The following is a 19,904-nucleotide window of genomic DNA, read 5'->3' as shown; positions in this document are numbered from 1 at the left end:
CCAGAGATTTGAGAAACGAATTTGTAGCGCACATTGCGAAACGCACTCCCCATCATGAGATGGAGATCACATCGCAGCCGAAGCCATTAGCAGCAATGTGGGGTTGAGACGGCGCTTACTCTGGATATGTCGGCGTTTCAATTGTGCACCGCGACGTACACCCCGGCGGTGCATCGACCTTTCACCCTAACCGCGGCATACGACGGTCGTTTGCGGCGGTATTACTCGTTGGGGTTATGGCACCGCAGAGCAGAGAAACGCTGGGCGGCGCCTGAGCCGAGAGCGGGCTGCTCGCCTTGGGGTGGCTTATCTAGGTCGAGCCGGGCATACATTCAGCGGCGAGCGTCAATACAAGGCTGATGACCGCCTCACGCGCTTGATCCTGTGATTTCTTTCCGCGCAGCTTGCGGGCGAGCGCAGAGCCGCGGGTGGCGGCGTCCTGCGCAAGGATCAGCAGCGCAATCTCCCGCAGCTGGTGCATAGCCAGATCAGCTAGGTCTAACCCCAACAGCCTTTCGAACTCTGCTGGCGGTCTGCACTCCGCCAGCATGCTCTTCAGGGCAGGTCCATTCTTTGACGTCTCGGCGCGGGCAAGGCAAATGTCGGTCATGCCCGCCATTTCGGAGAGAAAGACGTCAACCGGCATGCGGGCGGTCTTTTGGGAGTAGCCAGCTTGCCGCTCAAGAATGAGCTCCCGCTGCGCCGGGACAAAGGAGACCTGCAACCCATCGATTGCTACATCCGATGCAGCCGGGGGGCCGAGGCGATTGCGCAGGTTGAGCGCTTCGGCGAATAGCACCATTTGCAGAAGGTCGGTCTGTGTCAGATCACAGGAAATTCGCTGAATGCCGCTGCGACCGATGTGTTTGTAGTTGAGCACAAACCGGGCGCCGCCGCCTTCTCGCGGCTCCATTGAAAAGATCTTTGCTGACATGCCGCGCGTTATAGGGAAGGTTGCCGGACCTTCAAGCGACCTTCGACCGGTTCGGAAATGAGCGGTAACTGAGTTGTTGAGCGGTACCCTTGCGTCTGGATATCGGCCAATGGACCACCACGGAGCAGCCAATTTGGGTGACGTAGATGTCGGTTTGCCTACAAGACATGCCCCGATAGTGGGGCGGACATATGGAGGGGGGCGTGGCGCCACGCCGAAAAAGACGCCACGGCCAAACCAATCAGGCTGCGAGGCCGACCTTGGTCACGGGCATGGCTTTGAAGCCTTTCAGACCTTCGACATTGGCCAGCAGGCGACGCAGGTTCGGGTAGGCCTCCAGCGAGATGCCACCTTCGGGTGCATGCGCGCTGTAGGAGTAGATGGCGATGTCTGCGATGGTCGGCTCGGTGCCAACCAGGAATTCACGGCCTTCCATATGCGCTTCGATCTTGCCAAAGACGGCAGCGGCGGTTGCCGCGCAGAACTCTGCGTCAAAGGGTGCGTTGAAGACGTTGATCAGGCGGGCTGCTGCCGGGCCAAAGGCGATTTCGCCAGCTGCCAGGCTGAGGAATTTCTGCACCTCGGCTTCCAGCACCGGATCGGTGGGCAGGAAGGACGGTGCGTATTTGCGCGCCAAGTAGACCAGGATGGCGTTGGAGTCAGCGATCACGGTGTCACCGTCTTCGATTACCGGCACCTGACCGGCGGGGTTCAGCGACAGGAACGGCTCTTCCTTGTGGGCGCCTGCAGCGAGGTCAACGGTGATGACCTCATGTGCGATGCCGGCGAGGTTCGCAAGCAGTTCTACCCGGTGGGAGTGGCCGGAGAGCGGGAAGCCGTGAATACGGATTGAATTGGACATTTGGGGTTTCCTTCCTTTGTCTGATGCCTGTGCGGCTTATGGACAAGGCAAAGGTGAACTCGCCATATTGTGAGGATAACCGGTGAATTTGACGAAGTATAATGTACGAATTGACGACAAAAAATATGCAAGGAACTCTATAGAATGGACACGCTGGATTGTATGCGCACCTTTGCTGCCGTGGCGGCGCAACGCTCTTTTACCGCGGGTGCCCGGCAGGTGGGAATCAGCACCAAACTGGCCAGCAAATATGTGGCCCGGCTTGAGGAAAGACTGGACGCGCAATTGCTGCACCGGACCACGCGCAGCGTCACTCTAACCGACACCGGACAGGCCTATCTGGAACGCTGCATCGCCTTGCTTGATCAGTTCGAAGAGCTGGAGGACGTGGTGCAGCAGCGCCAGCAGCAGCTTGTCGGTCCGATCCGCATCACGGCCCCGACCGGGCTTGGTAGCCGCGAATTGGTGCAGGCGCTACAGCCGTTCCAAACCGAGCATCCGGATGTGCGGATCGAACTTGTGCTCTCTGACCAGCATATTTCGATCCTTGAGGAAGGCGTCGATCTTGCGGTGCGGTTCGGCACGCTGAAGGATTCCTCGCTGGTGGCGCGCAAGCTGACCGACATGCCGGTGGTCGTGGCCGCATCGCCCACCTATCTGGCGGCCCATGGCGAGCCAAAGGAACCCCACGCGCTGTCGACCCACAATTGCCTGTTGATGACGGCCTCGTCGCAGCCCGAGGTCTGGACCTTCAGCCAGGGGCGTCGGCAGGTTGCTGTCACGGTCACCGGGGATTTCAGGGCGAATTCCCCCCGCGCGGTGGTCAATATGGCAGCGCTGGGGCGGGGCATTGGCCGGGTCCCGGAATACGCGGCACGCCCATTTCTGGAGAGCGGCGAGCTGAAGGAGCTTTTTGCGGATCGGGGCACGGTGAATATGCCGCTTTATGCGGTCTACCCGCCCAACAGGCATCTGACCACGCGCATCAGGGCGCTGATCGATCATCTGGCCGGGGCATTTGGCGGGTGAAGCACCTGCCGGGCGCGGCGGCGGGGCAGGTCAGACCGACCCGGCTTTGACCGTCATGACGCGGTCTGCGATAGCGGGCAGATGCGGGAAGGCGTCGAAGGAGCAGGCCGTGACCAGCTGATCCACCGGGGTTTTCCGGTATCCCTGCGTGAAAAGGGCAAAGTCGATGCCCGTCCGTTGCGCCGTTTCGGCATCGACCTCGCTGTCGCCCACATACATCCGCGAGGTCCCGCCCAGGGTTTCAAAGGCGTGGTGCAAAGGGGCCGGGTCGGGTTTTCGGACGGGCAGAGTATCGCCGCCTACGACGATGTCGAAATATTGCATCAGATCCAGCGCTTCGAGGATCTGCAGGGCCGGGGCCCGGAATTTGTTGGTACAGACGCCAAGGCGAATGCCAGCCTCCTGCAGGCGCGTAAGGCAGTCGGTCACGCCCGGGTAGGGCTGCGACAGGTCGGCGGGATGCGCTGCGTAATACGCCATCATCCGGGTGATGGCTAGGTTCTCATCGGCTTCGGGGATGCTGCTGTCGCGCATGACCAGCCGGACAAGGTTCGGTATGCCATTGCCGATAAAGCTGGTCACCCGCGCCAGCGTCAGCGGCGGCTTGCCAAACTCTGTCAGCATTTGGGTCACGGCGGCGTGGATGTCGGCGGCACTGTCCACCAGCGTTCCGTCAAGGTCGAAAACGATTGCGCGGCTCATGCGGGATCCTTCCATTTGATCGAACAGCCCATCGACGGCACTTGATCCGCCTGGCCCTGGCCGGTGTCTGCGATCTGTCGCATGGCCTCAAACAATTCGCGCCGGGCGCCTTCCGGCGCCAGATTGCGCCCCGATGCATCGAGGCGGCCCCGGTACTGCAGCGCGCCTGCGGCGTTGAAGCCAAAGAAATCCGGTGTGCAGGCGGCATTCCAGCTGCGAGCGACGCTTTGATCTGTGTCATGCAGATAGGGAAAGGGAAAGGCTCGGTCACGGGCCAGCGCGGCCATGTTTGCGAAACTGTCCTGCGGATAGGTGACGGGATCGTTGGCGCAGATTGCCGCGACACCGATGCCCAGTGCCTGAAGGTCGCGCGCGTCGCGCTCGATCCGGTCCAGAACCGCGATCACATAGGGGCAGTGATTGCAGATGAACATCACCAGCGTGCCCTTGGGGCCTGCGATATCCGTAAGGCTGTAGGTCTTGCCATCGGTGGCGGGCAGGCGGAAATCCGGCGCGCGCCAGCCGAAATCGCAAACGGGAGGGGAGACGGCCATATTTTGATCCTTTTGTCAGACGGTTTGCGGCGTGGGCAGAAGGGGTGCGAGCGCCTCAGTGCCGCCGATGTGAGTGACATCCGGGACCACGCATTCGGCGCCGGAGAAATCATCGCCGCCTGAGTAGATCGAGGGGGTGACGATACAGGCCAGCCCGGCGGCGTCGGCGCTGCGCAAACCGTTGCTGCTGTCCTCAAACGCCAGGGCGTTTTCCGGGGCGATGTCCAGACGTTTCAAGGCCAGCTCATAGACATCCGGGGCGGGTTTCTTGGCAGCGACCTCGTCGCCGCAGGCAATGACAAGGAAAATACTGTCGGCAGGCGCGCCGAAACAGGCATGGCAAAGGGCATCGACATTGGGGCGGCTGGTGGTGGTGGCAATGGCCGTGGTCAGCCCTGCATCCTTTGCCTCTGTGATCAGCGCGGCAATGCCAGGGCGCAGATTCAAACCGCCGTCGCTCATCAGGCGCACATAGCGCTCCGTCTTGGCCCTGTGCAATGCGGCAATGTCGATAGCGTCGGACGCAAGGCTCAGGTTACGCATGTGGTGGGCTATGCGTTCCTTGCCGCCGGTGGTCTGGAGCAGGCGGCGGTAGTCGTCTTGGCTCCAGTGCCAGTCGAGGCCTTCTTTGGCGAATGTCTCGTTGAAGGCGCGCCGGTGCAGCTCCTCGGTTTCCGCAAGGGTGCCATCCACGTCGAAGATCAACGCCTCAAGCGGCATTGGCCGCTTCGCGGATGGCGCGGATGTTGGTGCCGTAAACGCCCGGGTTGTCGACCGTGCCGCCCTTGAAGACGGCGGATCCCGCCACCAGCACATCGGCGCCCGCGGCGCGCACCTTGGGCGCGGTGGTGGGATCAACGCCGCCGTCGATCTCGATATGCACGGGGCGGTCGCCGATCATCTGGCGCAGGGCCGTGATCTTACCCGTCATGTCGATGAACTTCTGCCCGCCAAAACCGGGGTTCACCGTCATCACGCAGATCAGATCGGTGAGGTCAAGAAGATGCGCCACCGCCTCGGCCGGGGTGCCGGGATTGAGGGCGACGCCTGCCTTCATGCCCGACGCGCGAATGGCCTGCAGGGTGCGGTGAATATGCGGACCTGCTTCGATATGGGCGGTCAGAACGTCAGCGCCCGCATCGGCATAGGCCTCGATATAGGGATCGACCGGCGCGATCATCAGGTGTACGTCCATCACGGTTTTCACATGCGGGCGGAAGGCTTTGACGGCCATCGGGCCAAAGGTGAGGTTGGGGACGAAGTGACCATCCATCACGTCAACATGCACCCAGTCTGCGCCTTCGGCCTCGATTGCCTGAATCTCCTGGCCGAAGTTGGCGAAATCGGCAGAGAGGATGGAGGGCGCGATCTTCACGCTGCGGTCAAAGGACATCGGGAGCCTCGTCATATCGGGGAGGGGCAGGGGGCGCGAACGCCCCCCGAATGTGCTGCGTCTCGGCGGGATCAGACCGCCAGCGCGCCGCTGCTGTAGCGTTTTGCCATCTCATCCAGATCGATCGGCGTGATCTTCGCGGCATTGCCTGCGGTGCCGAAGCGTTCAAAACGGTCAAGGCAGAGTTTTTCCATCTCTTCCATCGCGGGGATGGTGAACTTGCGCGGGTCGAACTCGGTCGGTTTTTCCTGCGCGACCTTACGGAACTGGCCGGTGATGGCCATGCGGTTATCCGTGTCGATATTGACCTTGCGCACGCCCGACTTGATGCCGCGCTCGATCTCTTCGACCGGCACGCCATAGGTCTGGGGCATCTCGCCGCCGTATTCGTTGATCAGGTCTTGCAGGTACTGCGGCACCGAAGACGATCCGTGCATCACCAGGTGGACATTGGGGATCTTGGCGTGGATCGCCTCGATCTGGCTGATCGCCAGGATATCGCCGGTGGGCTTGCGGCTGAACTTATAGGCGCCGTGGCTGGTGCCGCAGGCGATGGCAAGCGCATCCACTTGGGTTTTCGCCACGAAATCCTTGGCCTGATCGGGATCGGTCAGAAGCTGTTCCTGGCTGAGTTTGCCAACCGCACCTGATCCGTCCTCTTCACCCGCTTCACCGGTTTCCAGCGATCCAAGCACGCCCAGCTCGCCTTCGACCGAGGCACCGACCCAATGGGCCATGCGCGACACGCGCTCGGTGATATCGACGTTGTAGTCGTAAGATGCCGGCGTCTTCATGTCCGCCTCAAGCGAGCCATCCATCATCACGCTAGTGAAGCCGTGGCGGATCGCCGACAGGCAGGTCTGTTCGTTGTTGCCATGGTCCTGATGCATGCAGATCGGGATATGGGGGTACATTTCCACCAGCGCCTGGATCATGTGGCGCAGCATGATGTCGCCCGCATAAGAGCGCGCGCCGCGGCTGGCCTGCAGGATCACCGGGCTGTCGCATTTCGCGGCGGCCTTCAGGATCGCCAGACCCTGCTCCATGTTGTTGATGTTGAAGGCGGGCACGCCGTAGCCGTGTTCGGCGGCATGATCGAGCAGTTGACGAAGAGTGATAAGTGCCATGAAAACCTCTTAGGCCGCTTCTGCCGCGCCTTGCAGCGCCGCAATGCCGGGGAGCGTCTTACCCTCCAGCCATTCCAGAAAAGCCCCCCGGCGGAGGAGACATATGTGAAATCGCCAGATACACCGGCCATGTTCAGGGCCGCAACCGTATCCCCGCCACCTGCGACAGAAACAGCCAGCCCTTGCCGGGTCAGATCGGCGGCTGTCTGTGCCAGATGCCGGGTCGCAAGGTCAAAGGGAGAGAGTTCAAACGCCCCCAGCGGCCCGTTCCACAGGATCGTCTTACAGGAGGTCAGCACCGACTGGAACCGTTTCAACGCACGCGGGCCTGCATCGAGGATCATGGCGCCTGCCGGGCAGGCATCTGCGGCGGTGATGTCATGGGCTGCCCCGGCAGCAAAATCATAGGCGGCGACCAAATCCTCGGGCAGATGCAGGGTGCAGCCTGCCTTTTGCGCAAGCGTGCGGATTTCGCGTACCGTGTCGATCTGATCGGCCTCGTGCAGCGAGCGGCCCATGGGCGCGCCATCGGCGAAAAGAAACGTGTTCGCCATGCCGCCGCCGATGATGATGTGATCGACCTTCTGAACCAGGTTTTTCAGCACTGCGATCTTGCTGGAGACCTTAGCACCGCCCACCACCGCCACAGCCGGGCGCTTGGGGCATTCCAGAGCCGCCGACAGGGCCTCGATCTCTTCGATCATCAGCGGGCCTGCCACGGCGGGCAGCAGATGCGCCAAGGCTTCGGTCGAGGCATGGGCACGATGCGCACAGGAGAAGGCATCGTTCATGTAGATATCGCCAAGCTTGGCCAGTTGCGCGGCAAAGGCGAGATCATTGGCGGTTTCCCCGGCATCCAGGCGCAGGTTCTCGCAGAGCATGACCGTGCCATCCGTCAGACCCCGGCTGCGGGCGACTGGCTCTTCTCCGATTAGGTGCGGGCAGAAGCGGACCGGTCGGCCCAGCGCCTGTGCCAGGGCTGGGATCAGCGGTTCGACGGAATGCGGCCCGGCCTCGGCGCCCGGCTCGGGGCGGCCAAAGTGGGTCAGGATCACCAGCCGCGCGCCTGCGGCCAGCAGGGGCTTCATCCCATCGGCAAAGCGGCGAATGCGGGTGTCATCGCTGACCGTGCCGTCCTCATTCATCGGCACGTTGAGGTCGGCGCGCACAAGGATGCGGCGGCCCTTGACCGAGGATGTGTCAATCTGCGGCAGGTCCATCACTGAAGTCTCCCCATGGCATTGGCCGTATCCGCCATGCGGCAGGAAAAGCCCCATTCGTTGTCATACCAGGCCATCACCCGCACCAGACGCGCGCCCAGAACCTTGGTCTGGTCGGCGGCGAAATTGCAGGAATGGCTGTCGTGGTTGTAATCGATCGAGACCTTCGGCTCGGTCTCGTAGCTGATGATCTGCTGCATGTTTCCTGCTGCGGCTTCGGCCATGATGGCGTTCACCTCGTCCTCGGTCACATCGCGACCCGCCATGAAAGTGAGATCGACGGCAGACACATTCGGGGTGGGCACCCGAATGGCGGATCCATCCAGACGGCCCGAGAGTTCCGGCAGAACCTCCCCAATGGCCTTGGCCGCACCTGTGGAGGTGGGGATCATCGACATCGAGGCCGCACGGGCGCGATAGAGATCCTTGTGGCGCCGATCCAGGGTGGGTTGATCGCCTGTGTAGGAATGCACCGTGGTGACGATGCCGCTGTCGATGCCGATGGCGTCATTCAGAACCTTGGCCAGCGGTGCAAGGCAGTTGGTGGTGCAAGAGCCGTTGGAAACCACCAACTCATCGCTGCGCAAATCGCGGTGATTGACGCCGTAAACCACGGTGCGGTCGGCGTTCTTGGCAGGGGCCGATATCAGTACCTTGCGCGCGCCCTGTTTCAGGTGGACCGAGGATTGCTCCTTGGAATTGAACACACCCGAACACTCCAGCACCACGTCCACGCCGTCCCAGTCGAGTTCCTCGGGATTGTAGGTGGAGAAGACCTTGATCGGGCCACGGCCCAGATCCAGCGTGTCGTCATTGACCGCAACCGGATGTGGAAATCGCCCGTGCACGCTGTCATAGCGCAGAAGATGCGCGTTGGTCTCGATCGGGCCGGTGGCGTTGATTTTCACCACCTCGATGTCGTTGCGACCGCTTTCGATGATATGGGCCAGGGTGCAGCGTCCGATGCGTCCAAAGCCGTTGATGGCGACTTTCGTGGTCATGCCTTCGTCCTTTTCTCGATGTGGCGGCGGGCCGCGGCGGCGACGGCCCCGGCGGTAATGTTGAAGTGGCGGTAAAGCTCCTCGGCGGGGGCGGAGGCGCCAAAGCCGCGCATCCCGACAAAGCCGTCGCTGCGTTCCAGGAACAGCTCCCAGCCCTGGCGAATGGCAGCCTCGACACCGATACGGGGGGCGCTGCCGCGCACGGCCGCGCGGTAGTCCGGGGATTGGGCCGCGAAAGCCTCGAAACAGGGGGCAGAGACCACGGCGGCCCGGATTCCGTCCGCCTCCAGCAGGTCGGCGGCTTCCATGGCGATTTCCACTTCCGATCCGGTGGCAATCAGGGTCACGTCCCGCGCGCCGCCGCCGCGCAGCACATAGGCGCCGCGCGCCGTCAGGTTCTCGGCGCTGTGGTTGCGGCGCAGGGTGGGCAGGCCTTGGCGCGACAGGCACAGGACCGTGGGGGTGGTGTCCGAAGTGGCCGCCATTTCCCAGGCCTCGGCGGTTTCCACCGCATCGGCGGGGCGGATCACGTTCATGTTGGGCATCGCGCGCAGCGAGGCGATGGTTTCCACCGGCTGATGCGTGGGGCCATCCTCGCCAAGGCCGATGGAATCATGGGTCATCACGTATGTGACGGGCACCCCCATCAGGGCCGAGAGCCGCATGGCGGGGCGGCAGTAATCGGCAAAGGCGAGGAAAGTACCGCCATAGGTTCTGAACCCGCCGTGCAGGGCGATGCCGTTCATCGCGGCGGCCATGGCGTGTTCGCGGATGCCGTAATGGATGTAATCGCCGCTGGAATCTTGTGCCGTCACCGGGCGCATGGCGCTGCTGCGGGTGTTGTTCGATCCCGTGAGGTCCGCCGAGCCGCCCACGCTGTTGGGCAGGGTGGCATTGACCACCTCCAGCGCCATTTCGGAGGCCTTGCGGGTCGCGACCTTTTGCGCATCGGCGCTGAGGCGGGCCTTGTAGGCGGTGATCGCGGCGTGTAGCGCCTCTGCATCCGGCGGGGCCATGGCCGCGTCGAACTCCGCTGCCTTTGGTGAGTTTTCCTTGCGTGCCTGCCAGTCTTTCCGGGTCTTGGCGCCGCGTTTTGCCACGTCTTCCCAGGCGTTGCGCACACCATCGGGGATAACAAACGGCGCATGGGGCCAGTCAAGGGCGTCACGGGTGGCTGCGATCTCCTCGGCGCCCAAGGGGGCGCCGTGCACCTTGTGGCTGCCACCCATATTGGGCGCGCCTTTGCCGATAACCGTGCGGCAGGCAATCATCGACGGGCGGTCATCGGCGCGGGCGGCAGCAATCGCGGCGGCGATCGCCTCGGGTGCGTGGCCATCCACGGCCTGCACGTGCCAGCCTGCCGCCTCGAACCGCTGTTTCTGGTTCATCGAGGTCGACAGATCCGTGGGCCCATCGATGGTGATCCGGTTGTCGTCCCAAAAGACGATCAGCCGCGACAGGCCAAGGTGTCCGGCCAGATCGATGGCCTCGTGGCTGATGCCTTCCATCAGGCAGCCATCGCCAGCCAGAACATAGGTGTAGTGATCGACCAGATCGTCCCCGAACCGCGCCTGCATCATGCGTTCTGCCAAGGCCATGCCGACGGCAGTCGAGATCCCCTGGCCCAGGGGGCCGGTCGTGGTCTCGATCCCTGCGGCATGGCCGTATTCGGGATGCCCCGCCGTGCGCGCGCCCATCTGGCGGAAGTTGCGCAGCTGATCGGCGTCCATATCCGTGTAGCCGAGCAGGTGGTGGATCGCATAGACCAGCATGGAGCCATGTCCCGCACTCATCACGAAACGGTCGCGGTCGGGCCAGTCGGGGCTGCTTGGGTCAATCCTGATGAAGCGGTTGAACAGTACCGTTGCCACATCCGCCAGACCCATCGGCGCACCGGGATGACCGGAGTTCGCAGCCTGCACCGCATCCATGGTCAGCGCGCGGATGGCATTGGCCATCAGGGTTTCATCGGCTTTCACCGGGGTTTGAACATTCATGAGAAGTCTCCTCAGGTACGTTTGGCTTCGCGGACGAGGCGGATCACCATCGGCGTAAAGATCAGCTGCATCGCCAGATCCATTTTGCCGCCGGGGATCACCAGGCTGTTGGCGCGGGTCATCCAGCTGCCCTCGATCATGGACATCAGATAGGGGAAATCGATGCCGCGCGGGTTCTTGAACCGGATCACCACCAGGCTTTCGTCCGGGGTGGGGATCCAGCGCGCCACAAAGGGGTTGGAGGTATCCACCACCGGCACGCGCTGGAAATTTATGTCGGTTTCGGAAAACTGCGGGCAGATGCAATGCACATAGGCCTGCATCCGGCGCAAGATGGTCTCGGTCACCGCCTCGGTGGAATAACCGCGCGATTCCCGGTCGCGGTGGATCTTCTGGATCCATTCGAGATTGATCACCGGCACCACGCCGATCTTGAGATCAGCCAGCGCGGCAAGGTTCACATCGTCGTTCACCACCGATCCGTGCAGCCCTTCGTAGAACAGGAGGTCGGAATCATCGGGGAAGGGTGCCCAGGCGGTGAATTCCCCCGGGGGGACGCCGGTCCGCTTGGCCTCTTCGGCGTCGTGCACATAGGTGCGGGTGCGACCTTTGCCAGTCTGGCTGTATTCGCGAAAGACCCGCTCCAGCTCCCCGAGCTCATTGGCGTCATGGGAGAAATGCGAAAACGTGTGATCGCCGTCGGCCTGTCGGCGTTCCAGCTCGGCCCGCATATCGGCGCGGTTGTAGCGATGAAAGGCGTCGCCTTCGATCGAAACGGACGTAATGCCTTCACGGCGGAAAATCTGGTCGAAGGTCTTTTTCACGGTCGAGGTGCCCGCGCCGGAAGACCCCGTGACACTGATGATCGGGTGTTTGGTGCTCATGTCGATGTCCTGAAGGTGTGGGGATCAGGCGCGGAACAGTCCGCGCAAGCCAAAGAGAGCGGATGTCTCCTCGTCCGGCAGGTCGTGATAGGTGGCGACCCGTGCCACCTTGTTGGACGAGCCGAAGACAAAGGGGGTACGCATGTGCAGTGTATCGGGGACCGCATCCAGGATCGGGTCCTGCCCGTCGGTGGCCCGTCCGCCTGCCTGTTCGATCAGAAAGGCGATGGGCGCGCATTCGTAGACATAGCGCAGCCGTCCCTGGCCATAGCCCTGCCGACCATCAGCGGGGTACAGAAAGATACCGCCACGGGTCAGGATACGGTGGGTCTCGGCCACCAAAGAGGCAATCCAGCGCATGTTGGAATCGGCGCCGGTCGGCCCTTCGGTCCCTGCCACGCGGTCGTCGATATAGGCGCGGATCGGTTTGCTCCAGTGGCGGTAGTTCGAGGTGTTGATGGCGTATTCGTTGGAATCCGGCGCGATCTCGGCGACTTGTCCCAGCAGACGGAAAGTGCCGCTCTGCGGATCCAGCACGTATTTCAGCACCCCGTCGCCCAGGGTGACAATCAGCGCGCATTGCGGCCCGAAGATCGCATATCCTGAGGCCAGAAGATCCCGGCCGGGTCGCAGAAACGACGCCTCGGGCGTGTCCGCAGCCGGATAGATGCCAAAGATGGTTCCGATGGACACATTTGTGTCGATGTTTGAGGAGCCATCCAGCGGATCGATGGCCACGGCAAATTGCCCCTTGGGGTTCATGGTGACGACCGTGTCCTGCTCTTCCGAGGCGTAGTGGCGGACATCGCCTTCGCGCAGGGCGGCCATGAAGGCCTCATCGGCGATCACATCCAGCGCTTTTTGCGCATCGCCATCGGTGTTGGTGCCCGCCGCTCCGGCAAGGTTTTCGTCGATGCCGCCGCGCGCAATGCGCTGGGCAAGCTCGGCAGCAACACCGGCCAGCCGGTCCAGTTCTGCAACAAGCGCAGGCTCGGCCCCCTGGGGCACCTGATCAAGAGTTTTCATGTGGTTGTCCTCCCTGACGCGACAAAGCTTGCAAAAAATGATTTTTTAAGGAATTTAAAAAATAGAAATAACGATTAGGAGTTTTCGAATTTGCGGTTCGACGCCATCACTCTCAAACAATTGCGCGCGCTTCTGGCGGTGGCGGACACAGGCTCCCTGACCATGGCGGCTGATATTTTGCATCAGACGCCGCCGACAATTCACAGCCAAATCAAGAACCTGGAAGGCGCAGTTGGAGAGGCATTGCTACAGAAGGCTAGCGATGGTTCGGGGTTTCAACCCACTCTGGCGGGGCAGGAGATGCTGGCCGCCGCGCAGCGGATCGAAGCGAATTTGTCGCATGCAGAGCGGCAGATCACCGCTCTGACCCAGGGGCGGCGCGGCCATGTGGTGCTGGGAACGGTATCTACGGCGAAGTATTTCGTGCCCCGTCTGGTGCGGCTGTTGCAGGACCGAATCCCTGACGTGGAAATCTCGCTGCGGGTGGCCAACCGATCCGATGTGATGCAGGCGCTGAACCGGGGGGACTATGACCTGGCAATCATGGGGCGGCCACCGCGCGGGGTGATCCACCGGGCGATCCCGCTGGGGCCGCACCCGCATGGCATCGTGCTGCCGCCGGATCATCCACTGGCGCAGGAAGACGGATATGATCCGGACCGGCTGCTGCAGGAAACCTTCCTCAGCCGCGAGGAAGGGTCAGGCACCCGGATCTTGATGGAGCGGTTCATTGAACGGCTGGCGGAGGGGCATAGTCCCAACAAGGTGGTGATGCCCTCGAACGAGACGATCAAGCAGGCGGTTCTGGCAGGGCTGGGAATTGCGTTCCTGTCGCTGCACACCGTGCATGACGAGGTCACATCGGGGCGGCTGGCGCTCTTGCGCGGGCGGGATCTGCCGGTGATGCGGCATTGGTATCTGATCACCGGCGCCGCAGAGGCAGATCATGTGTCTCCGGCGACGGAAATGTGCGCGCAGGAAATCGACGCCTTGTCAGGCGTTTACCTGCCAAAGTTCGACTTGTAGCGTTCGGTGCCGTGATCTCAGCGGGTCAGCGCCGCATAAAGCTGCGGCAGGCGTTCCGGCAGGCGTTCCACCCGGTCCAGGATCATCGCGCCACGCGGGCCAAAGATCCGCTGCACATAGGCATCGGCGCCGGGGTCCAGCGTGAGGCAGAAGGGGGTGATGCCGCTTTGCGTGGCTTCCTCCACCGCGCGGCGGGTGTCGGCGCGCAGGTATTGCGGATCGCGCACGTCGATATCTGCGGGCGCGCCATCGGTCAGCACCAGCATCAGCTTGCGCGTGGCCTTCACCCGCTTCATCTGCGCCGTCGCGTGGCGCATCGCCGTTCCCATGCGGGTCGAGAGCCGCCCTTCGGCACCCATCAGGCGCGCGGTTGCCAGATCCTCCCACGGCTGGTCGAAATCCTTGAACCGTTCATAGTAGACCTGCGCGCGCCCGTCCGAGCAAAAGCCATGGATGGCAAAGGCATCACCGACCCGGTTGATCGCCTCTGACAACAGCACACAGGCCGATTTGGTCAGATCCATCACGGTGGAGCCATCACCCACCGGGTCGTTCGTCGATTCAGATAGGTCGAGCAGCACCATTACGGCGGTGTCGCGCGTCTTGTGCACCTGGCGCATCATCACACGCGGGTCGGGCTGGCGGCCCATGCGGATGTCGATGGCGGCGGTGATGGCGGCACCGATCTCGATCACATCGCCATCCTCCAGCTTGCGTATGCGCTGCATGCCTTGCGGGCGCATCGCGTCCAGCCGGTGCTTCAGCCGTTCCATCACCGGGCGATGTTCGGCGAGGATCGCCTCCGCACCGGTCGGGTCGCCCAGACGCGGGCGCCGTTCCAGCACCGTGGCCCAGGCGGGGCGCATCATCTGGATCGTGTGGTCGAACTCATCATACATCACCGGCGGCGCCAGCGGCTCCCGGCCTTCCTTCTCGTTGAAGCTTTGACCGTCGTCATCAAAGATTTCCGCCGATTGCACCCAGATTTCCTGTGCGTCCTCGCCTGCGGTTTCGACCTCCACCTCGTTTACCATTTCGCTGACCGAGACGTATTTGCGCACCTGTGGCGGCGGGGCGAATTCCGTGTCGAACTCCAGCTCCTCGAACTCCCACAAGAGCCGGTTGTCACAGCGGTAGGGGCAGGAGGGATGATCGGTATATGCAGAATAGGGCTGGCCGCGCAGGCGTTCGGCAAGGCGCAGGCCCAGATTGCGGGCAGCCTCCGCATCTGCCAAGTCAAACAGCGCGAATTCGCCCTGTACCCAGGCGGCAAGATCGCTAGCCGGGGCCTGATCCGGCAACAATAGCGCGCGGGCGATGCGGTCGAATTCTCCGGCGATGCCGGGGGCGGTGTCCTGATGAAACGGTGCCCAAAGATCGCGCAGCCGGGGCAGGCGGGCGATGGCAAGGGCCTCTGCACGGGCATCCTCAATGAGGCCGATCATGGCCGTCTGTAAGGCGTTCAGCCCTTCGCCCTGAATGGGTTTGCGCAGACAGGCGAGATGCGCAGCCAGATGGGCGGCCTGGGCGCGGTATAGATCCAGCGCGGCCTGATCCTGCCAATCATCCAGCGCATCGGGCAGGTGCAGGCTGTAGGCCTCATAGTAGGGGCGCAGGCCCGCGCGATCCTCGAAATCGCCCGCCGTTGGCGTCAGCATGAAATCCCGCCCCCATAGGGCGCGCAGGTACATCATCAGCCGCCGCTGCACATCGACCAGCAGGGTGCCCTTGCGCTCACGCTGAATGACGGCGCGGCTTTCCTCGGTCTTAAGCGAGAAATAGGCGAGCAGTTCCTTGAAGTTGGTCCTATGCGCCTCCACGCCCCAATCGGCCCAGCGGCGTAAGCCCCCAAGGGTCAGAACCTCCAGAAGATCGCCAAGGTGATCCAGCATGGGGCGCACGGCACGCGGCGCGCGGGCCAGAAGATGCTCCAGAAAGCGAAGGTAAGCCATGAAAAGCGTGGCATCGCCGAGCCGCATCGCCGCCTGCGGAGATGTCTCCAGCAGCCGGGCAATCACCGCGCCCGAGGTGCGCGAGGCAAAGCCCAGCAGCAGCGGCAGAAGATCGCCAAGCACATCCTCGCCCAGATCACGAGCAAGGGCTGGCGCGGCCTCAATCCAGGCCACGACCGGATCCGCCCCCCGGCCCAGTTGCATCAGCGCGTCACAGCCGCGCAGCCATGTATCGAGCGCGCGGGGCGACAGTTTACGCCGCGCATCGGGCAGGGCGGTCAGCAGGACTTCGGCAACCTCAGCCGGCAGGCTGTTCAGCAGCTCTGCACGGTCTTCGGGCAGGGTCTCAGAACCAGGTTGCGACAGCGGCATCGAGAGCATCGCGCATATCCGGATCATCGGTGATGGAGTTGACCAGCGCCATCGAACAGGCGGCGCGCGGCGCGATCCCGCCCTTGATCAGACGACCGGCGTGGATCAGCATCCGGGTGGACACCCCTTCGTCCAGCCCGTGCCCCTTGAGATTGCGTGAGCGCGCGCCGATCTCGACCAGCTTGCCGGCGGTCTCACTGTCGATGCCTGCCTCATGGGCCAGGATCTCGGCCTCGGTCTCGCCTTCGGGCCAGGTGAAGTTCATCGCCGCAAAGCGTTGTTTTGTCGACTGTTTCAGGTCCTTCATCAGGGACTGGTAGCCGGGGTTGTAGCTGATCACGATCAGGAAGTCGGGATGCGCCTGCAGAAGCTCCCCTTTCTTTTCCAGGGGCAGAACACGGCGGTCATCGGTCAGCGGGTGAATGGCGACGGTGGTGTCCTGGCGGGCCTCCACCACCTCGTCGAGGTAACAGATCGCACCGTGGCGGGCGGCAAAGGTCAGCGGGCCGTCCTGCCAGCGGGTGCCGTCGGCATCCAAGAGATAGCGGCCCACCAGATCCGAGGCGGTCATATCCTCGTTGCAGGCGACGGTGACCAGCGGGCGGCCCAGTTTCCAGGCCATATGTTCCACGAACCGCGTCTTGCCGCAGCCGGTTGGGCCCTTCAGCATCACCGGGATGCGGGCATCCCAGGCGGCGGTGAACAGCTCCACCTCGTCGCCGGTCTGCCGCCAGAAGGGCGCATCGGTGACGCGGAAGTCGTCAAGCATGTCTTTCATGGCGGGCTCCTCCTGCTGGCCGGGCTTTGGGATGTGCTGCCCAGCACGAGGGAGCGCCGGGCAGCAAAGGGGCATCAGACCATCTCGCCGCGGTAGACAACCATGTTGGCGCCCTGGCTTTGGGTGAAATTGTCATATCCCAACAGGCGCACGTGGTGCTTGGGGTTGGTGGCGTGGCATTCGTCCAGCTCTGCCAGGATCGCGTCCACGTCGGTTTCGCCGAACATCGGCAGCTTCCACATGTACCAGTAATAGCCGGTGGCGTTGCTGGGTTCGGTGTGTTCGATCGCCGGGTTCCAGCCGTTGGAGACGATCCATTCCACCTGTTTGCGGATCTGATCCTTGGTCATTTCCGGCAGGTAAGAGAAGGTCTCCATCTTGCGCGAGGCGGGATCCGACAGGCGGGAGGGGTAGTCCTGAATGGTACTCATTGGTCTTGGTCCTTGTTGTGATATGTTCGAGGGCTGAGCAGAGATCAGCGGTGCTGCACGTCCAGCTTGTCGACGGTGTCGAACTCGAACTTGATTTCCTTCCAGGTCTCCATCGCGGATTTCAGCTCGGGCGAATGTTTCGCCGCCGCCATCAGAATGTCCTTGCCTTCCTTTTCCAGCTCGCGGCCCTCGTTGCGGGCCTGAACGCAGGCCTCAAGCGCGACGCGGTTGGCCGCAGCACCTGCCGCATTGCCCCAGGGGTGGCCCAGGGTGCCGCCGCCAAATTGCAGGACGCTATCATTGCCGAAGATTGAGACCAGCGCGGGCATGTGCCAGACGTGGATCCCGCCCGAGGCCACCGGGAAGACGCCCGGCATGCTGCCCCAGTCCTGATCGAAGAAGACGCCCATCTCGCGGTCTTCCTTGACGAATTTGTCGCGCATCAGGTTGATCCAGCCCAAGGTCGCGTTGCGGTCGCCTTCGAGCTTGCCGACGACGGTGCCCGAATGCAGGTGATCGCCGCCCAGAAGGCGCAGAAGCTTGGTCAGAACGCGGAAGTTGATGCCGTGGTTGGGGTTGCGGTCGATCACCGCGTGCATGGCGCGGTGGACATGCAGCAGCATGCCATTGTCGCGGCACCATTTCGACAGCGAATTATGGGCGGCCCAGCCGACGGTCAGATAGTCGGACATGATGATGGGCGTGCCGATTTCCTTGGCAAATTCGGCGCGCTGGAACATCTCTTCCACCGTGGGGGCGGTGACATTCATGTAGTGGCCCTTGCGCTCACCGGTTTCGGCCTGCGCCTTGTCGATGGCCTCCTGGCAGAACAGGAAGCGGTCGCGCCAGCGCATGAAGGGCTGCGAGTGGACGTTCTCGTCGTCTTTCGAGAAATCGAGACCACCGCGCAGCACTTCGTAAACGGCACGGCCATAGTTCTTGGCCGACAGACCCAGTTTCGGCTTGATGGTGCAGCCCAGGAGCGGACGACCGTATTTGTCCATCTTGTCGCGCTCGACCTGGATGCCATGCGGCGGGCCAAAGCAGGTTTTCACGAACCAGATCGGGAAGCGCACATCTTCCAGGCGCAAGGAGCGCACGGCCTTGAAGCCGAAGACATTGCCGACGATGGAGGTAAAGACATTGACGACCGAACCTTCCTCGAACAGATCTGCCGGATAGGCGATGAAGGCATAAAAGGCTTCGTCCTGTCCCGGCACGTCCTCGATCCGGTAGGCGCGCCCTTTGTAATGGTCGAGATCTGTCAGAAGGTCGGTCCAGACCGTGGTCCAGGTGCCGGTCGAGCTTTCGGCGGCCACGGCTGCGGCGGCCTCTTCGCGCGGCACACCGTCCTGCGGGATCACCTTGAAGACCGCAAGAACGTCGGTGTCCTTGGGGGTGTATGCGGGTTCCCAGTAGGTTGACCGGTAGTCCTTGACGCCGGCATCGTATTTCTTGGCTGGGGCTTGCATGTTCATGGGCTTGTTTCCTCCTCCTGGCCGCCGACGGGGGCGGGCCACTTCATTGGGATCAGAAGGCCACAAAGGGTAAATATAGTGAAATGAATAGTTTTTAGTTTCAGAATAAGGTATTCTGTATACATGCGATATTCCCTTCGACAATTGCAGATATTTCAAGAGGTTGCGCAGCACCTCTCCTACACTCGCGCTGCCGAGGCGCTGCATCTGACGCAGCCGGCCGTGTTTGCGCAGGTGCGTCAACTGGAAGAACAGACCGGTCACAAGCTGATCGAGCGGATGGGCAAGACCCTGTTCCTGACCGAGGCGGGAGAGGTGGTGTTGTTGTCGGCGCAGCGCATGCTGGGCGAGGCCGAGGATCTGGACATGCGCCTGGCGGAGTTGCGCGGTATGGCGCGGGGACGGTTGCGGCTGGCGGTTGTGTCGACTGCGAAGTACGACATCCCCGCCCGCATCGGGGCCTATAACAGCGACTATCCCGGGATCGAGGTTGCCCTGACCGTCTGCAATCGCGAGGAAATCCTGGCCCGTTTCGCTCAGAATGCGGATGACCTTTATATTCTGGGCACGCCGCCGCAAAATATGGCTGCCGAGGTGGAACGCTTTGCCGAAAACCCGCTGATCGTCATTGCGCCGCCTGATCATCCTCTGGCCACCCGGCAGGGGCTGAGCGTGGCGGACCTGTCCGTTTATCCATTCCTGACCCGGGAAAGTGGATCAGGCACCCGGCTGGCGGCCGAGCGCTGTTTCGAAGAGGCAGGGAAAGCCCCCGCCGTGCGGTTGGAGTTGGGCGCCAATGAGGCCGTCAAACAAGGGGTGATTGCGGGCCTCGGTTGGTCTGTGCTCAGCCGGGCTACCGTCGCGCTGGAGCTGCGCCATGGCTATCTGACGGAGCTAGACGTGAAGTCCTTTCCGATTATGCGTCATTGGTATGTGGCTTGGCCAAAGGGAAAGCAGCCCACGATGGCTGCCGAGGCGTTTCTGCAGCAGCTGAGGGAAGGACCCGGGGCGGCTGGCGTGGGTTCCTCTGTGGCGGGACAATAATTTTCTTGGAAAATCGCCGATTATACCCGCGCGCTTTAGGGGGTTTTTACCATATCGGCTGAGTGTGCGGTTCATTGAATGGCAGAAGGTTTTC

18 protein-coding genes and 1 pseudogene are annotated in these 19,904 nt (G+C 62.5%); 3 read left to right on the top strand and 16 right to left on the bottom strand.

Annotation, left to right across the window (positions count from 1 at the left end; genetic code table 11):
• Positions 1–310: 310 nt before the first annotated feature.
• Entirely contained in the window at positions 311–913 is a 603-nt protein-coding gene (locus SM763_RS17185) for a hypothetical protein (RefSeq protein ID WP_368999289.1), read from the bottom strand.
• 262 nt (positions 914–1,175) lie between these two features.
• Positions 1,176–1,796: a glutathione S-transferase family protein gene (locus SM763_RS17180; RefSeq protein WP_368999288.1), complete on the bottom strand. Its 621-nt coding sequence runs from the start codon at positions 1,794–1,796 to the stop codon at positions 1,176–1,178.
• 144 nt (positions 1,797–1,940) lie between these two features.
• Here SM763_RS17180 and SM763_RS17175 point away from each other — a divergent pair, with 144 nt between their 5' ends.
• Positions 1,941–2,825, top strand: coding sequence for a LysR family transcriptional regulator (locus SM763_RS17175; protein WP_368999287.1), 885 nt, complete (start codon positions 1,941–1,943; stop codon positions 2,823–2,825).
• A gap of 30 nt (positions 2,826–2,855) precedes the next feature.
• Here SM763_RS17175 and gph read toward each other — a convergent pair whose 3' ends face one another.
• The 10 genes and pseudogenes from gph to SM763_RS17125 all read right to left on the bottom strand — a co-directional run bounded on the left by gph (position 2,856) and on the right by SM763_RS17125 (position 12,729).
• Positions 2,856–3,527, bottom strand: a complete 672-nt coding sequence (gene gph / locus SM763_RS17170; protein WP_368999286.1) for a phosphoglycolate phosphatase — start codon at positions 3,525–3,527, stop codon at positions 2,856–2,858.
• Positions 3,524–4,081 (bottom strand): thioredoxin family protein, encoded by a 558-nt coding sequence (locus tag SM763_RS17165; protein WP_368999285.1) that lies wholly within the window; start codon positions 4,079–4,081, stop codon positions 3,524–3,526. Before SM763_RS17165 ends, gph begins: the two co-directional genes overlap by 4 nt.
• 15 nt (positions 4,082–4,096) lie before the next feature.
• The gene (locus tag SM763_RS17160; protein WP_368999284.1) at positions 4,097–4,801 is read right to left on the bottom strand and encodes an HAD family hydrolase; all 705 of its coding nucleotides are present in this window, start codon (positions 4,799–4,801) and stop codon (positions 4,097–4,099) included.
• Complete coding sequence (gene rpe / locus SM763_RS17155; RefSeq protein ID WP_368999283.1) at positions 4,791–5,474, bottom strand: ribulose-phosphate 3-epimerase; 684 nt, start codon at positions 5,472–5,474, stop codon at positions 4,791–4,793. Before rpe ends, SM763_RS17160 begins: the two co-directional genes overlap by 11 nt.
• 71 nt (positions 5,475–5,545) lie before the next feature.
• Positions 5,546–6,601, bottom strand: a complete 1,056-nt coding sequence (fba, locus tag SM763_RS17150) for a class II fructose-bisphosphate aldolase (protein WP_368999282.1) — start codon at positions 6,599–6,601, stop codon at positions 5,546–5,548.
• A 9-nt stretch (positions 6,602–6,610) separates the two neighbouring features.
• Positions 6,611–7,821 (bottom strand): annotated as a pseudogene (locus SM763_RS17145) (phosphoglycerate kinase).
• Positions 7,821–8,822: a type I glyceraldehyde-3-phosphate dehydrogenase gene (gene gap / locus SM763_RS17140; RefSeq protein ID WP_065270436.1), complete on the bottom strand. Its 1,002-nt coding sequence runs from the start codon at positions 8,820–8,822 to the stop codon at positions 7,821–7,823. The pseudogene SM763_RS17145 and the gene gap overlap by 1 nt, the downstream one beginning before the upstream one ends.
• Entirely contained in the window at positions 8,819–10,819 is a 2,001-nt protein-coding gene (gene tkt / locus SM763_RS17135; protein ID WP_368999281.1) for a transketolase, read from the bottom strand. Before tkt ends, gap begins: the two co-directional genes overlap by 4 nt.
• Positions 10,820–10,830: 11 nt before the next feature.
• The gene (locus tag SM763_RS17130) at positions 10,831–11,703 is read right to left on the bottom strand and encodes a phosphoribulokinase (RefSeq protein WP_368999280.1); all 873 of its coding nucleotides are present in this window, start codon (positions 11,701–11,703) and stop codon (positions 10,831–10,833) included.
• 24 nt (positions 11,704–11,727) lie between these two features.
• Positions 11,728–12,729: a class 1 fructose-bisphosphatase gene (locus tag SM763_RS17125; RefSeq protein ID WP_368999279.1), complete on the bottom strand. Its 1,002-nt coding sequence runs from the start codon at positions 12,727–12,729 to the stop codon at positions 11,728–11,730.
• A gap of 90 nt (positions 12,730–12,819) precedes the next feature.
• On the opposite strand from SM763_RS17125, the gene SM763_RS17120 reads away from it, so the two are divergent.
• On the top strand, positions 12,820–13,755 hold the full coding sequence (locus SM763_RS17120; protein ID WP_368999278.1) for a LysR substrate-binding domain-containing protein: 936 nt from the start codon (positions 12,820–12,822) through the stop codon (positions 13,753–13,755).
• Between the two features lie 17 nt (positions 13,756–13,772).
• Here the strand turns inward: SM763_RS17120 and SM763_RS17115 are convergent, their stop codons facing one another.
• From SM763_RS17115 to SM763_RS17100, 4 genes are all read right to left on the bottom strand, one after another.
• Positions 13,773–16,088, bottom strand: coding sequence for a nitric oxide reductase activation protein NorD (locus SM763_RS17115; RefSeq protein WP_368999277.1), 2,316 nt, complete (start codon positions 16,086–16,088; stop codon positions 13,773–13,775).
• Positions 16,054–16,857 carry a CbbQ/NirQ/NorQ/GpvN family protein gene (locus tag SM763_RS17110; protein ID WP_368999276.1) on the bottom strand — a complete coding sequence of 268 codons (804 nt, stop codon included), beginning with the start codon at positions 16,855–16,857 and terminating at the stop codon, positions 16,054–16,056. The genes SM763_RS17115 and SM763_RS17110 overlap by 35 nt, the downstream gene beginning before the upstream one ends.
• A gap of 74 nt (positions 16,858–16,931) precedes the next feature.
• Entirely contained in the window at positions 16,932–17,288 is a 357-nt protein-coding gene (locus tag SM763_RS17105) for a ribulose bisphosphate carboxylase small subunit (protein ID WP_274866456.1), read from the bottom strand.
• A gap of 44 nt (positions 17,289–17,332) precedes the next feature.
• Positions 17,333–18,766 (bottom strand): form I ribulose bisphosphate carboxylase large subunit, encoded by a 1,434-nt coding sequence (locus SM763_RS17100; RefSeq protein WP_368999275.1) that lies wholly within the window; start codon positions 18,764–18,766, stop codon positions 17,333–17,335.
• 123 nt (positions 18,767–18,889) lie between these two features.
• Between SM763_RS17100 and SM763_RS17095 the strand changes: the two genes are divergently transcribed.
• The gene (locus SM763_RS17095; protein WP_274834308.1) at positions 18,890–19,810 is read left to right on the top strand and encodes a LysR family transcriptional regulator; all 921 of its coding nucleotides are present in this window, start codon (positions 18,890–18,892) and stop codon (positions 19,808–19,810) included.
• Positions 19,811–19,904: the final 94 nt, after the last annotated feature.

Origin of the sequence: Pseudophaeobacter sp. C1-32P7 (assembly GCF_041008775.1) — a bacterium.
Lineage (GTDB): Bacteria > Pseudomonadota > Alphaproteobacteria > Rhodobacterales > Rhodobacteraceae > Phycobacter > Phycobacter gallaeciensis_A.
The sequence above is the reverse complement of the archived record's forward strand: the minus strand, read 5'-3'. Positions and strand labels throughout refer to the sequence as shown.